Annotated in this window: 12 protein-coding genes and 1 tRNA gene; 10 read left to right on the forward strand and 3 right to left on the reverse strand. The window is 66.8% G+C overall.

What is annotated here, in order from left to right:
* Window positions 1-19: 19 nt before the first annotated feature.
* Together KUV26_RS17495 and KUV26_RS17500 are read right to left on the reverse strand one after the other, a co-directional pair.
* Window positions 20-256, reverse strand: coding sequence for a hypothetical protein (locus KUV26_RS17495; protein WP_222509313.1), 237 nt, complete (start codon window positions 254-256; stop codon window positions 20-22).
* Between the two features lie 145 nt (window positions 257-401).
* Complete coding sequence (locus KUV26_RS17500) at window positions 402-1796, reverse strand: PLP-dependent aminotransferase family protein (protein WP_222509314.1); 1395 nt, start codon at window positions 1794-1796, stop codon at window positions 402-404.
* Window positions 1797-2103: 307 nt separating this feature from the next.
* Between KUV26_RS17500 and KUV26_RS17505 the strand changes: the two genes are divergently transcribed.
* The 10 genes from KUV26_RS17505 (at window position 2104) to KUV26_RS17550 (ending at window position 11882) form a co-directional block, all read left to right on the forward strand.
* Window positions 2104-3444 (forward strand): serine/threonine protein kinase, encoded by a 1341-nt coding sequence (locus KUV26_RS17505; protein WP_222509315.1) that lies wholly within the window; start codon window positions 2104-2106, stop codon window positions 3442-3444.
* A gap of 11 nt (window positions 3445-3455) precedes the next feature.
* Window positions 3456-4769: an FHA domain-containing protein gene (locus KUV26_RS23720; protein ID WP_261399962.1), complete on the forward strand. Its 1314-nt coding sequence runs from the start codon at window positions 3456-3458 to the stop codon at window positions 4767-4769.
* The gene (locus tag KUV26_RS17515; RefSeq protein ID WP_222509316.1) at window positions 4753-5700 is read left to right on the forward strand and encodes a PP2C family protein-serine/threonine phosphatase; all 948 of its coding nucleotides are present in this window, start codon (window positions 4753-4755) and stop codon (window positions 5698-5700) included. The genes KUV26_RS23720 and KUV26_RS17515 overlap by 17 nt, the downstream gene beginning before the upstream one ends.
* Window positions 5697-6881, forward strand: a complete 1185-nt coding sequence (locus KUV26_RS17520) for a hypothetical protein (protein ID WP_222509317.1) — start codon at window positions 5697-5699, stop codon at window positions 6879-6881. Before KUV26_RS17515 ends, KUV26_RS17520 begins: the two co-directional genes overlap by 4 nt.
* A gap of 55 nt (window positions 6882-6936) precedes the next feature.
* A complete protein-coding gene (locus KUV26_RS17525) occupies window positions 6937-8997 on the forward strand; it encodes a dynamin family protein (protein WP_222509318.1) in 2061 nt (686 codons plus the stop codon).
* A complete protein-coding gene (locus tag KUV26_RS17530; protein WP_222509319.1) occupies window positions 8994-9929 on the forward strand; it encodes a dynamin family protein in 936 nt (311 codons plus the stop codon). The genes KUV26_RS17525 and KUV26_RS17530 overlap by 4 nt, the downstream gene beginning before the upstream one ends.
* Before the next feature lie 60 nt (window positions 9930-9989).
* The gene (locus tag KUV26_RS17535; RefSeq protein ID WP_222509320.1) at window positions 9990-10367 is read left to right on the forward strand and encodes a hypothetical protein; all 378 of its coding nucleotides are present in this window, start codon (window positions 9990-9992) and stop codon (window positions 10365-10367) included.
* On the forward strand, window positions 10367-11134 hold the full coding sequence (locus tag KUV26_RS17540; RefSeq protein WP_222509321.1) for a hypothetical protein: 768 nt from the start codon (window positions 10367-10369) through the stop codon (window positions 11132-11134). The genes KUV26_RS17535 and KUV26_RS17540 overlap by 1 nt, the downstream gene beginning before the upstream one ends.
* 153 nt (window positions 11135-11287) lie before the next feature.
* Window positions 11288-11770, forward strand: a complete 483-nt coding sequence (locus KUV26_RS17545; protein ID WP_222509322.1) for a GNAT family N-acetyltransferase — start codon at window positions 11288-11290, stop codon at window positions 11768-11770.
* A 35-nt stretch (window positions 11771-11805) separates the two neighbouring features.
* A tRNA-Arg gene (locus tag KUV26_RS17550) sits at window positions 11806-11882 on the forward strand.
* 163 nt (window positions 11883-12045) lie between these two features.
* Here KUV26_RS17550 and KUV26_RS17555 read toward each other — a convergent pair.
* Window positions 12046-13926 carry a TniQ family protein gene (locus tag KUV26_RS17555; RefSeq protein ID WP_222509323.1) on the reverse strand — a complete coding sequence of 627 codons (1881 nt, stop codon included), beginning with the start codon at window positions 13924-13926 and terminating at the stop codon, window positions 12046-12048.
* Window positions 13927-13971 lie beyond the last annotated feature (45 nt).

Raw genomic sequence — 13971 nt, forward strand, 5'->3', positions numbered from 1 at the left:
TGCGTTGATCCTGGATTGGTCAGCTGATGAAGGTGGCGCCGGCATGGGCAGCCTCTGCGCGGGCGCCGGCGATTGAGGTGATGGCAGTGTCCCGCAGGCCGGTAGCGGTGACGCCAGCAGACCTCTGGTCCGCAGCGGGGTGTCTGCCAAACAACCAGCTGGGCCTTTGCGTTTCCATCAGCGCCGACCGGGAGATGCGGCAGCCAACCGGTGCCCGGACGGCGCAATTGTCCAGCAGGGTAAGTTTCTCTGTCATCCGGCTCTCATCCTGCCAGGTTTCTGTACGGAAAGGTCCGCCGCAGCCTGCACCGGAACTTCTGATTCCGGCCCAGTCCGGGCGCCCTGAGCCAGCCTTGGAAAGACTTGTCCTGCGTGTCAATTTTTTTATTGTCGCGTGACAATCAGAATGCCAGTGCCGAAACCCCTTCCGGCGGCTGGCGCAGCATCCCCGCCAGCAGTTCCAGCGCCTGCCGGAAGCGGAGCGGATCCTGAATGCTTCCCAGCGAAATCCGCACTGCGTTCTGCGGGAGTGTCCGTGGTGTCAAAAACGGAGTGTCCGGGGCCACCGCCACGTTCAACTCCCGCGCATAAGAGACAAAGCCGCTGCTGGTCCAGCCGCCTTCCAGCGGCAGCCACAGATGCAGCGCCGCGGGATGGCCCTGCCAGTTCCAGCCCTGCAGCACCTCCGCCGCTATGGCATGCCGCTCCGCCAGCGCCCGGCGCTGCCATCTAGCCAGCTCCAGCGCGGTGCCGTCGCGGACCCAGCGGCTGGCCAACTCGCAGATCAGCGGCGTCGCCATCCAGCTGAACACCACGATCCGCCCCGTCAGCGCCGGCAGCAGATGCTCCGGTGCCGCCAGATACCCCGCCCGCAGCCCGGACACGGTGCATTTGGTAAAGGTGGTGAGGTATACCGTGCGCTCCGGCGCCAGCGCCGCAACCGGCTCCGGGCGATCTTCTGCCACCGGGCCGAAGGCATCGTTTTCGATGATCAGAAGGTCATGTTTACGGGCCACTTCCACCAGCGCTTGGCGCCGATCCTCCGGCATCATCCCGGCGGTTGCATTGGCAAGAGAAGGCAGCAGAAACAGCACCTTGGGAGCACTCTTTCGGCAAAACTCCTCCAACGCATCAGGCAGCATGCCATCGCCATCCATGTCCAGGCCGGCCAGGGTCAGCCCCAGGCAGGCACAGGCCGAGACCAGCAAGTGATGCGTGACCTTGTCCGCCACCACTGTATCGCCAGGGCGGGTCAGCGCAGTCAAGGCGGCGGACAGCCCGTGGCTGGCACCGTTGGTCATCAGAATCCGCTCGGCCGACACCTCCAGCCCGCAAATTTTCAGCCATTCCGCACCTGCCTCCCGGTGCGCGCGATGGCCCGCATTGGGACGGCTGGACAGGTAGCACCCGGGGTCGAGCCCCTCAGGCAGTTGCCGCAGTGCCTGCTGAAACCTCTCCGCGTGCATCTGCGCAAACACCGGCCGCGAGATTGACAGGTCATAACCGCCGCCGGTTTCCGACTCTAGCCGGTAGGGCTGGCCGCCGGCGGCATCAGGGCCGGTCACGAAGCTGCCGCGCCCGACCTGGCCGTCAATCAACCGCTGCCGCCGCAAGCTGTCATAGGCCTTGCTGACGGTATGCACGCTCAGGCCCAACTGCTCGGCCATCCGGCGATGGGTCGGCAGCTGCGCCCCCTGAGCCAGGCGGCCATCAGAAATCGCCTTGGCTAGCGCCTGCGCCAGGCTGGCGTGCAGCGGAGAGGAGAGGGAATCGGGGTCGGGATACCAGATTGTCATGCGTCAATTCTACCGACGGCCGCCGGAAAATCCTATCCCCTCGCCGCGGCCCCTGCGGCGGCGGAAACCGGGAACCGCCAGCCTCTCTTGGCCGGATAGCGCCCCTGTTTAACTAAGTTCAACGCAACTGGTGAGCGCGCCGTTAACCCAATGTTTGCTGAGCCTTAGCTGCAAATGCGGCAAGATTATGGCGGAATTGCCACATTTGCCCGAATGGGGCCGCGAACATTCCCCATTCCGCCGGCAGCGTTAAGGCCTGCCCGCGCCCTTCCGGCCTGGGACCGAGCTGCCAGGAGGAAATGACGCCGTGCCGCACGATCGATCTTCCGCCGATCCGGCGCAGATCTGCGAACTGCCTTGCGGTTTCAAGCTGCTTCAGGGCCAGTACCAGATCGAGCGCCCGCTGATCAGCGGCGGCTTCGGCATCACTTACCTCGCCCGCGACAGCCTGGAACGGCGGGTGGTGATCAAGGAATGCTTTCCCGCGGGCCTGTGCCGCCGCAACGGCCCGCAGGTAGAGCCCGCCGCGCCGGAACACGCCAAATCCTGCCGCAACGTGCTGCGCGCCTTCCTGCGCGAGGCGCATCTGCTGGCCCGCGCCGAACACCCGGGCATCGTTGGCGTGCATCAGGTCTTCAAGGAAAACCAGACCGCCTATATCGCGATGGAGTTCATCGACGGACTCGACCTGCTGACGGTGCGCGAGGATCAGCCGGAGCGGCTGACCGCGCCGCTGCTGCGGCAGATCCTGGATCAGGCGCTGGAAGCGCTTGGCTGCCTGCACGGGCTGGGCATCCTGCACCGCGACATCTCGCCGGACAATCTGCTGCTCGGCCAGGACGGCACCCTGACCCTGATCGATTTCGGCGCCGCGGCCGGCAGCACCCCCTTGGATGACACCGCACTGCCCGCCCTGCTGGCGGTCAAGGACGGCTACTCAGCGCATGAGCTCTACAAGCCCGACCTGCCACAGCGCCCGGCCTGCGACATCTACGCACTCGGGGCCACCTTCTATTACCTCATCACCGGCGAAACCCCGGCGGGCAGCCAGCAGCGGCTGACCGCGGTGATGGCCGGCAACCCCGACCCCTGCCCGCCGCTGCTTGGCGGTCCCTGGGCGGCGGATCCGGCCTTGTTGGCGACAGTGGATCAGGCGATGTCGGTGCTGCCCGCTGAACGCTTCCAGTCCACCCGCGCCTGGGCGGAGATGCTGGCGGACTGCGATGCTGCGGATCCGGCGCCGGCTGCCGCCTCCCAGGATCAGCCCGGCCCCCTTCCCGAAGCGGAGGCTGTCCCCGCGCCCGCCGGCGGCGGCGCGCTGGACGCGGCAATCGCCGATCTGGTGGCGGCCACCAACTCCAGCCTCACCCCGGGCCAGCCGCGCCCGCCCCGCAGGGAACCGGCGCCCGCCCCGGCCGCAGACGCGCCCCGCCAGATGGTCAACCTGTTTGGCGAGCCGGTCAGCGACCTGGAGGCCTGGCTGGCAGAGGAAGATGCCCGAGCGCGGCGCAGCCGCAACGCGCCTGCCGCCGAACAGTCCCCCGCCGCCGGGGACGGAGGAGCCGAGACGCGCAAACCCACATTCGCAGGCCGCCTGCGCAGGATTTTCGGGTTTCAGGACGGCAGCCCGGCAACCGTTAAGAACTGAAGGATACGGTTATGAAGTTCATCAAGGATATCATCGGAGAAAAGCGGGAACGGGTGCGGGCGGAAGCCGCGAGCCACCCCGGGGCACCGCTCAGCCTGGACAGCGGCTTCCGCCTCGACACTGAGCCTGAGAGCGCCGGGGAGGACTATGGCCTGCCGGAGGATTTCCTGCCGGATGAATACCCGGAAGAAGACACCCCGGAGGCCTGTGCCGAACCCGCTGCCGCCCCGCAGGACAGCGTGGAGGATTTCCTGCACAGCTTGGAAAGCGCCGCACCGGAAGATGATGCCATCGCCGCCTTCTTTGCCCGCGAGCAGGCACAGGCGGCCGCACCCGAACCGGCCCCCGCTCCGGCCGCGCCGGGCGACCCGGAGGCCGAAGACCCCTTTGCCGCCTGGGAAGAGGCGGAGTACGCGGAACCGGACACCTATGCAGCCGAAGAAGAAGAGGAGGGCGGCCCGGACGCCTTTGCCGGGGAGCCGGACTTCAGCCGCCTGCAGCAGCCGGAGCCTTCAGAGGAGCGGTCCGGAGGTTACCGGATCTTCCACCGCAATTCCGCTGCTGCTGCCCAGCCACAGCCGGAAGCGGAGGTCCAACCGGACCCCCAGCCGGAGCCGGCCCCTGAGCCGCAATACAGAATGGACAAACCGGCGCAGCCGCAGGCAGACGCGCAGCCCGCGTCCGCACCGCAGATGCGCCCGGAAACAACGCCAGCCCCCATGCCCGCCTCCGCGGCGCCGCAAATGGCCCTCGCCGCCCCGCAACCGGCGGCCCCGCAGGAGCCGCCGGCATCCGCCGCGCCGATCGACGTGCCCGCCCCTTCGATGGGCCGTGGCGGCAGCCGCGCGGGCCGCGTCAAGACCCGACTCTTGGGCTTCAGCCCGGCGCAGGCGCCCGGCAGCGACCCGTTCTCGCGCAGCGCCGAGGGTACCGCGCCCGGCTACACCCAGTTTCCGGTCGGCTGGCTGGCAGTGGTGGAGGGTCCCGGCCGCGGCGCTGCCTTCACCCTGTTCAGCGGCGTCACCGTGATCGGCCGCGGCGAGGATCAGACCGTGCGGCTGAATTTCGGCGACAACAGCATCTCCCGCGATAACCACGCCGCAATCGCTTATGACCCGGAGCAGAAGACGTTCTATATCGGCCACGGCGGCAAGGCGAACCTGGTGCGCCGCAACCGCCGCCCGGTGCTCAGCACAGAGGAACTGACGGCGGGCGACGAGATCCGCATCGGCGAAACCACCCTGCGCTTCGTGCCGCTCTGCGGCGCCGATTTCGGCTGGGACCAGCCGCAGCAAGGCGATGCCTCCCATGCTGCATTCAGCTGAGCTCGAATACGACGCCGCGACGGCCATCAGCCAGGGCCGCCGCGAGCGTCAGGAGGACGCGGTGGCCGCCGATTTCCCGGCCGGCACCGGCACCGGCTTTGCGGTGCTGGCCGACGGCATGGGCGGCCATGCGGCCGGCGACATCGCCAGCCGGATTGTGGTGACCGAGGTGTTCAGCGAGCTGAAACTGCAGGCCGGGGACCCTGCGGCGCTGGAGCAGGCTATCGGCGCGGTGCTGCACCAGGCCGCCAGCGGCGCCGACGCCTGTCTCGGCGAATATGCCAGCCACCGGCCCCAGGCCCGCGGCATGGGCGCCACCCTGCTGGCTCCAGTGCTGTTCCACGACCGAATGTACTGGATCTCGGCCGGCGACTCGCCGCTTTACCTATTCCGCGATGGCCGGCTGATCCGGCTCAACGCCGATCACTCGATGGCGGCGGAATTCGACGGCCTGGTGGCGCAGGGCCGCATGGACCCGGCAGAGGCCGCCAGCCACCCGGACCGCCACTGCGTGACCTCGGTGCTGACCGGCGCCGGTATCCCCCGCATCGACTGCCGCAGCGCTCCGGTGCGCCTGCAGGCGGGCGATATCGTGCTGGCTGCCAGCGACGGGCTGCAATTCCTGCCCGAGGCAGACATCGCTGCCGTTCTGGCCGCCGAATGCCGCAGCCCCAGCGCCCGTATCGGCGCGGTGCTGATGCAGCGGCTGGAGGAACTGAATGCGCCGGAGCAGGACAACGCCGCGCTCTGCGTCATCAAACCCTTCGACCCGCACGCCGCGAACCCGGCCCCGCCACAGCCCGCAGCGCCGCAGCAGCAGCCCGCAGCGCCCCGCCCCCGCGCCGGCCGCCGCGTGATCACCATGCTGGCCTCTGCGACGTGGTCCGCCGCGCCTGACGCCCGCCGCAACAAGACGGATGCACCGGTGTGAGCCTGCCCCAGAGAGACATAACCCCGCTTGCCGGCCAGCTGGAGCACACCCTCAGTTCCGGGCTGCTGCCATCAGATGTCACCGGCTGGGGCAGTCAGCTGCTGCAGCGCCTGCGCCAGCCGGTGCAGGTGGCCGTCACCGGCGCCCCGGGCAGCGGAAAATCGGCGCTGATCGACATGCTGCTGGGCCGGGTGGTGATCGGCAGGAACGCTGCCGGTCTGCTGACCAATATCTGCCACGGAAATGAGGAGCGGGTGGAGTTCGAGACGGCCGCGGGTGAGCGGCTGCAGCAGGCGGGCCGCCTGGCTAACGCGGCCGTGCCGCCGGGTACGGTGCGGGTGCACCAGTATCTGCCCGATCCGCGGCTGTGTACCCACAGCTATACCGAACTCCCGCTGGCAGGCCCGCCCGCCAGCCAGCAGAACACCCTGCAACAGGCCTCCGCCGAGGCGGACATCATCCTGTGGTGCAGCGAGACTTTCTCAGGGGCCGAGCAGGACTTGTGGTCGGCCGTGCCCGACAGCACCAAGGACCACAGTTTTCTGGTCCTTACCATGGCCGACCGCCAGATCATGCGCGGCGCCCTGCCCGGCCTGATCGAGGCGCTGGAGCCGGTGGCAGCAGAGGAATTCCTCGGCGTCTACCCTGTGGCCGCAATCCAGGGCCTGACGGCGCAGGCGGCAGAAACCCCGGCAGAGGACCTCTGGCGTTCCAGCGGCGGCAAGCAGCTCGCGGATGATGTGAAACGCCAGATCGAGCTGGGCCGCGCCTCGGATGCCGACCAGGCTGAGCTGCTGATCCGCCAGTTTGGCGGCGCGCTGCTGGCTGACACGCCCGCTGCCGCGACCGCTGAAGCCCCGCAAGCCCCCGCCGCCAGCCTGGCCGCCGCGCTGGATCAGCTGCAAAGCGGCGCCGAGGACATGCTGGCACAGGCGGAAGCCGCAGGCGGCCCCCAGGCCGGTCCCGTCCTGGCCCAGTGCATGGATCTGATCCTCGGCCTGTCTGCCTCGCTGGAGACCCTGCCCGGCAGCGCCGCGGTGTCGGCCGCCCGAGAGGCCGCCCAAGACGGCGAGGAGCTGTTGATGCTCTGCCAGCTGGAACAGGATGAGGACGCGGCCATCGACGCGGTGACGCTGCTTTTCCAGCTGAAAAAGGAGCTTGCCGACGACCCGCCCGGATAAAGCCGCCCGGAAACGCGCCCAAAAACAAGCCAATGCAGGAACAGCAGATTCAACCATGAACATGGAAGCCCAGATCGAGAGTGCAACCGATATCCGCGCCTCCGCGCGGCCGACCAACCTGAACGCCGGGCTGGAGCCACTGGCGGCGTTTGCCCGCAAGGCGCAGCGGCTGGACACCGCGCTGGACATCCTCGCTGATGTGTCGGGCGAGCGCGTCCGGCGCAGCCTGGCCCGATTGCAGGCGGAGCTCGGCACTTTTGAACCCAGCGTAACCCTGCTGGGGCAAGTGAAATCCGGCAAGACCTCGCTGGTCAACGCAATGGCGGGCTGGGCCGACCTGCTGCCGTCAGACGTGAACCCCTGGACCTCGGTTGTCACCTCGCTGCACTTGGAACCGGGCGAAACCCGCACCGAAAACAAGGCCTGCTTTCAGTTCATGACCGAGGAGGAATGGGACCGGCTGCTGACCAAGGGCGGCCGTATCGGCGAGATGGCGGGCCGCGCGGGCGCCGGCAGCGAGCTGCAGAAGATCCGCGCCCAGATCGAGGAGATGCGCGAGCGCTCCCGCCAGCGGCTGGGCCGCAAGTTCGAGCTCTTGATGGGGCAGAAGCACGAGTACGGTTATTTCGACAAGAACCTGATCGAACGCTACATCTGCCTCGGCGACGACTTCGGCGATGATGAGCCGGGCGCGGTGGACGAACAGGGGCGCTTTGCCGACATCACCCGCGCCGCCGATCTCTACCTCAATTGCCAGACGGTGCCCCACCGCCTTTGCCTGCGCGACACGCCGGGCGTCAACGACACCTTCATGATGCGCGAGCAGATCACCATCCAGGCGATCCGCGACAGCCGCATCTGCGTGGTGGTGCTGTCGGCAGGCCAGGCGCTGACCTCGGTCGATATGGGGCTGATCCGGATGATCTCCAACCTCAAATCGCGCGAGGTGGTGATTTTCGTCAACCGCATCGATGAACTGGCCGACCCCGCAAACCAGATTGCCGAGATCGAGGCCAGCATCCGCCAAACGCTGGAAGCTCATCATGGGCCGCAGGAGGCGGAAATCATCTTCGGCAGCGCCTACTGGGCCAACAAGGTGCTGACCGGCGGGCTGGAGGATATGGACCCCTCCAGCTCCGCCGCGCTCTTGAACTGGGCCGAGGCTTCGGTCAACGCCTCCCACGCCAAGGCCACGCCGCAGAACATGGTGTGGGAGCTGTCGGGCATCCCGGCCCTGAACCGCGCCGTGTCCGAACGCATCGTCACCGACCTCGGCACCCCGCTGCTGGCCCGCATTGCCGCCTCAGCCACCACAGCCGCCACCGGCCAGGAGGCCGCCAATGCAGTGCTGGTTCAGGGGGAGGGCAGTGGCGGCGGCGCCAATATGCATGACGTCCGCAACGTCTTCGAGGACATCTGCCAGACCCATCTGGAGGCCCTGGAGGCAGAGGTGGGCCAGGTGCTCGACGCTTTCCGGGACCGCGCCGACCGGGCGCATGCCACCTTCACCGACCGCGCCACCCATGCGCTGATCGACCATCTGGAGAAATGGGGCGAGGACTGCCATTGGGAATACGATCCCGCCGGGCTGCGGATGCTGTTGCGCTCCGCCTATTCGGTGATGACCAGCCGCCTGCAATCCGCCGCCCAGAAACGGTATGAAGCCGCGGTGCGGGATGTGGCCGAACTGCTTTATGACGGCTTCGGCCCTGCGGTGGAGGGCATCCAGCTGGCGGTGCCGGAGGTGCCCCAGCCCGCCTCGCCGGTGGCGCTGGCGCAGTCCATCGCGCTGGATTTCAACGAAAGCTGGTGGGCCTCCTGGTGGCGCCGCACCCGCGGCTACAAGGCCTTTGCCAAGCAATTCCGCAGCCTGATTTCAGGCGAGACAGAGGATTTCATGACACAGCTCAAGACCGTGCAGACGGCGGACGCCCGCGCTGCCATCCTCGCCCGGCTGCAGGGCTTCTTGGACGACCAGCGCGACATCCTGCTGGAGATCGCCGACTGCCGCCGCGGCGGCGGCGACATACAAGCGCTGTTCGCCGGGGACGAGGCCCGGCACCGCCAGACTCAGATTGCTACTGCCATGGAAACACTCAGGAGTTTCACAGCATGACTTATCAGACTGCCCAGTACGCCCCGGCCCGCAAGCCGCGGCTGGCGCTGATGGGCGAATTCAGCGCCGGCAAAAGCACCCTCACCAATCTTCTGGTAGGCCGCCAGCCGCTGCCCACCCGCGTCACCGCCACCCGCCTGCCGCCGGTCTGGATCTCTCACGGCGCCGAGTGCGCCCGCCTGATCGGCCCCAGCGGCAGCGAAGTTCCGGTGCCGCTGGAGGATCTGGCGGGCGCGCCGCTGGAAACCACCGCGCTCATCCGCCTGACGCTGCCCGCCGAAGCGCTGGAGCTCTGCGATCTCATCGACATGCCCGGCATCTCCGATCCCAACATGCCCGCCAGCGTCTGGCAGAACCTGCTGCCGGAGGTCGACAGCGTGATCTGGTGCACCCATGCCACCCAGGCCTGGCGCCAGTCCGAGGCCGCCGCCTGGGAGGAGATTTCCGCCCGGCTCGACGCTCCCAGCACCTTGCTGATCACCCATTTCGACAAGCTCATGACCCCGCGCGACCGTGACCGGGTGCTGCGCCGGGTGCGGAAGGAAACAGGTGATCGCTTCAACGCAGTGTTTCCGCTGTCGCTCAGCCAGGCGCTGGCCGCGGGCGAGGACATGGAGGCCTGGAAGACCAGCGGCGCCGATGGGTTCATCGAATATCTGGTCGACCTGCTGCTGAACTGGTCGCAGCCGGGCCGCCCCCGCCCGCCGGCGCAACCCGCGCCCGCCGCCGCACAGGTACTGCAGCCCGATCAGCAGTTGCGGGCAGAGGTTCTGGACATCGGCGGCCTGCGCGACAGCACTGCGCAGCCCAAGCCGCAACTGCAAGAGGCCATTGCCGCGGAGGCCAGTGGCGGCCCCCGCGTTGTCCCGCGCCGGGTCTCTGCCCCGTCCCGGCGCAGCCAGCGCCCCGAACCCCCTTCTGCCGGAGACTGACACCGAAATGCTGCCAACACCCGCGCCATGCACTGCACAGGCCCGCTGCGGGGGCCGTAAATGACCCTGACCCGCCAGCTCGACGCCCTGCGCCATTTTGAGCCCGGCTGCCGCCTGGCCGCCTTCGGCGATCTCGGCGCAAGCATCGTGCTGCGCAGCAGCAGCGCAGGCGGCCACCCGCAGGAATACCTCGACGATCTCTGCCAGCAGGCCCGCCGCGGCTTCCTGGCGCTGGATGCGGCGGTTCAGGCCGGCGGCGTGGCGACCGCGCTGGCCGATGACGTTCTGCTGCTCGCCCCGGGCGAGGCGCGCCTGTTCCTGCGCTCCGGTGCCGGCTCCGGCGACGCGGTGCTCTGCGTCTGCACCGATGCAGAGGCCGCCGCCCGGCTGGCCGCCCCGGCCCGGCAGCTGCTGGCACAGTTGGACGGAGGACTGTGATGGCAGAGCCCGCGCATCAGTCCCCGCGGCCCGGCGCCTCCGCCGCCTCAGCCCTGCATCAGGCGCTGATCCGGCTGGCGCAGCCCGCTGGCGCGCCGCCGCACGGCAAGCCGGACACGCTCAGCGCCGCGGTGCTGCGCGAGATCAGCGAGACCGTTCTCCCGCGCGAAATCACCCTCTGCATTGGCGACCGGCCTGCCGCCGTCCTTACCGTGGCGCAGCGGAGGCTTGCCGGCCTCAGCCTGGGTGGTGCCGCGGCTGGCACCGCCGCCGCCGAGAACCCAAAGACCGCAGCGCAGCTTTTTGCCGCCGGCCTGCGGCGGCTGGAGAGTGAAGGCCTAGGACAGGAAGTCAGCTTCCGCCGCCGCCCCTGCGCCGCGCCGCAAGGCGCAAGCAGTTGCTCCGTCCGCAGGCTGGCCGAAGCCCTCACTGCCGCCGGCGGCGGGCGGCTGGACCATTTCCGGGCCCAGGCGGCACCGCAGGCAGCCGCCTGGCTTCACTGCCCGCGAAACGGTGGGCAGGCACAAGGCAACGGCCCGGCGGAACTGCGCACCCGGCTGGACGCGGTGCGCCAGGCGCTTACCGCTAAATCCACCCGCCCCGCCTCGGCCCGGATGCCGGTGCCGAAACCAGACTGCCTGCTGCTGCCGGTAACACCGCAGCTGCACATCCTCACGGCCTCCGACAGCGGCGCCCTGCTGCTCCTGGCTTTGCCACCGGATGAGGCCCGCACCCAGGCGGCCGTCTGGCGCGGCATCTACGGCTAAACCCAACCTTCGCCGCCTAAAAAACAGGCATAGACCGCGCGGTCGGCGGCGGCGCAGCGCCTGAGTGATTGCCATCCGCCGCTGGCCGGGCCAAAGTCCAGGCAAGGCGGCCGCCCCGTGGTGGACCGCAGCCAGCTTGAACGGACCCCGACGATGACAGCCGCAGACTTCGACATCACCGCCGCCCGCCCCTCCGATCCGGAAGCCGCCGCCCTGATCCACCGCCACCTGTCGCAGATGGCAGCGCAATCGCCCGAGGCAAGCTGCCACGCCATGGACATCAGCGGGCTGGAGGGGCCGGAAGTGCAGTTCTTCGTGCTCCGCCGGAACGGCCAGGCGCTGGCCATGGGGGCGCTCAAGGATCTGGGCGATGGCAGCCGCGAACTGAAATCGATGCACACCCTGGCTGAGGCCCGCGGCAGCGGCGCCGGCCGCGCCATGCTGGCCTTCCTTCTGGACCTTGCCCGCCGAGAACGGGCCGCTGCGGTCTACCTCGAGACCGGCTCCACCGAGGATTTCCTGGCCTCGCGCAGGCTCTATGAATCCTTCGGCTTTGTCGCCTGCCCGCCGTTTGGGGACTACGCCGAGGATCCCTGGTCGGTGTTTATGCATCTGGATCTGCGTGCCGCGGCTTGACCCCCGGCGGCAGCCTGTCATAACTGGCGCCAAGCGGTCCCTTAGCTCAACTGGATAGAGCAGCTGACTTCTAATCAGCAGGTTGAGGGTTCGAGTCCTTCAGGGATCGCCATTTTCTCCTTTAGTGCCAATAAGGCATAACCTTGCACACTTTGGGGGTTTTGATGCACACCCTGTGTCAAGTGGTAAGTGCCAAGTGAAGTTGAGAGCAGTAAAGGCTTAGATAGAAAACGCTTTCGCTCCTCGACTGGCCCCGGGGCACCAGCAGGCAAATGTCAGCTCTTGAGCGTGTTCAGGACGGGAGCAACCTCCTTTAGGAGGTAGATCGGTCCGACAGCCACTCCATTCAGACGGAAAGCTTCAATCCCGTGAGCTGCAAAAGCCGCCAAAATCGTGTTCCGGTGAAGCCCGGTCTCCTTAACTATTACCGTCGGCGTGGTGAACTTGTCATAGAAAGCAGCGATGTCCGCACCGGACATCCGCCACTGGGAGCGCTTTGTCACCGGGTGCAGAACCTCCATTGCAGGAGTATGGCCACCTTCGATCAATGCTTGGAACGCCCCCTTCTCCCGCACTCCGATTGAGCGGGCAAAGGCAGCTGCGTTGATCTCCCCTTCCATGGCCGCCATTTTCTGCTCGCGGGGGCGAAGTAACTCCGACTGATCAACTTCGGCAACGTTGACGACGAGTCCGTGATACCCAAACGCCTCAGCGCGCTTGCCGACCCTCAATCTGCCGTCCCTGATCGCAGCGATAACCTGGCCGACAGAAAGGCCCACTCGCTTGTGAACATGCCGGATCGTTTCCCATCCTGGCGTACCAGCCTCAAGCAAAATAGCCTTTCGCTCCAGCTCCTCGAGCAGGAACAGCCCATCAGACACCCGCCAGGGAGACTTGATCGTTGCAACTTTCGTCCTGGGCGACAGCACGCCGTCAGCTTCTAGAGATTTGAGTTCGACTAGCGTCGCGCCCATAGCTTTGCGCATCGCAAACGGCCCGACCAAAGTCGGGATCTCCTCCAGAAGGGGTTTGTATTTCTTTGCGTCGAAGGTCTTGCGAGCATCGGCGCGCGTGTCATCAGGAGGGAACGCTCCAGCCTCGGTCAGGAAGCCGTTGAGGACCGACTTGCCGACCCCGGTTTCCCTGCTTGCCGAGGCAAGAGAATGGAGGCGTCGTTCAGGCACGGTTTGACCGAGAACCTCATCTCCCGCCTCGACCGGCCAGATCCTCAATAAATGCCGACGTACAATATCGCGAAACCCATCAAAGCTATCATCGCTGCGATAGAGGCGACCAAGTGCCTCGAGCAGCATCGGCAATGCCTGTTTTGACCCAAAGTACCCCCCATCCCCCGCCTGCAAAATGCGATCGAGCGCACACGTGATTGTCTCAGGCCCTCTCGATGCGGCATCAAAGCCTTTGGCCTTCGCAGCACGGTCGTCAGCTTCAAGTTCCTGAGCACGGAGGAGTTCCCTCCCGAGCAACGCACAGAAGGTCATGGCGGCAAACAAAGGCTGAGTTGCCAGCCACGTTTTGTCCTTACCTTGCGACAGGCGCCGATCAAGCCAGACGTCATAGGCGGACGGCTCAATCAGATCGCAGTCAAATTTGCCCGCCTGAAGGTCTGGCAGGATCTCATCCAATCTGGCACCAACATCATCACGATTTACAAGCCGCGAGCTTTCCCAAAGTGGCATCAAAAGTGGCATCAGAGGATGGCAGTGCCGCAAGCACACATCAACACCGCGGCACAGCCAGTCTCCCGCCATGGCCATGTGCCTCAGCGGAAAGGCTTGTTTTTCTGCCGCCTCACGCAGGCAGTGAGGGCAGCCGCGGATGATAGGGTTGCGTACGGCGCGGGAGACAAAAACTTCCCCGCGAAATTTCATGCGTACGCCCCCGATACGCTCACCTGTCCATGACAGCATGGTGGCCAGCTGATCGGGCGCCAAACCGGATCGGGTGGCAAAAATGTCAATCGCCTCCTGCTCCTGGTTCAGGATCCGCTTAAAACTAACGCCAAGATCAAGGGCAAATCCGGTGGCGTCGGTACCATTGATCGCAGCCATGCGCGAAAAGAAGGAGGGAAGTGTCTCCCGCTCCGAAGGTTCGACCGCCAAGGGCAACGTTTCTATCAACGGTGAACTCCGTCTCATTCTTGCATAACTTTAGGGCAAGATCGCTTATGCAAGCGCGAGTGT

It is taken from the genome of Leisingera daeponensis (genome assembly GCF_019801465.1).
Lineage (GTDB): Bacteria > Pseudomonadota > Alphaproteobacteria > Rhodobacterales > Rhodobacteraceae > Leisingera > Leisingera daeponensis_A.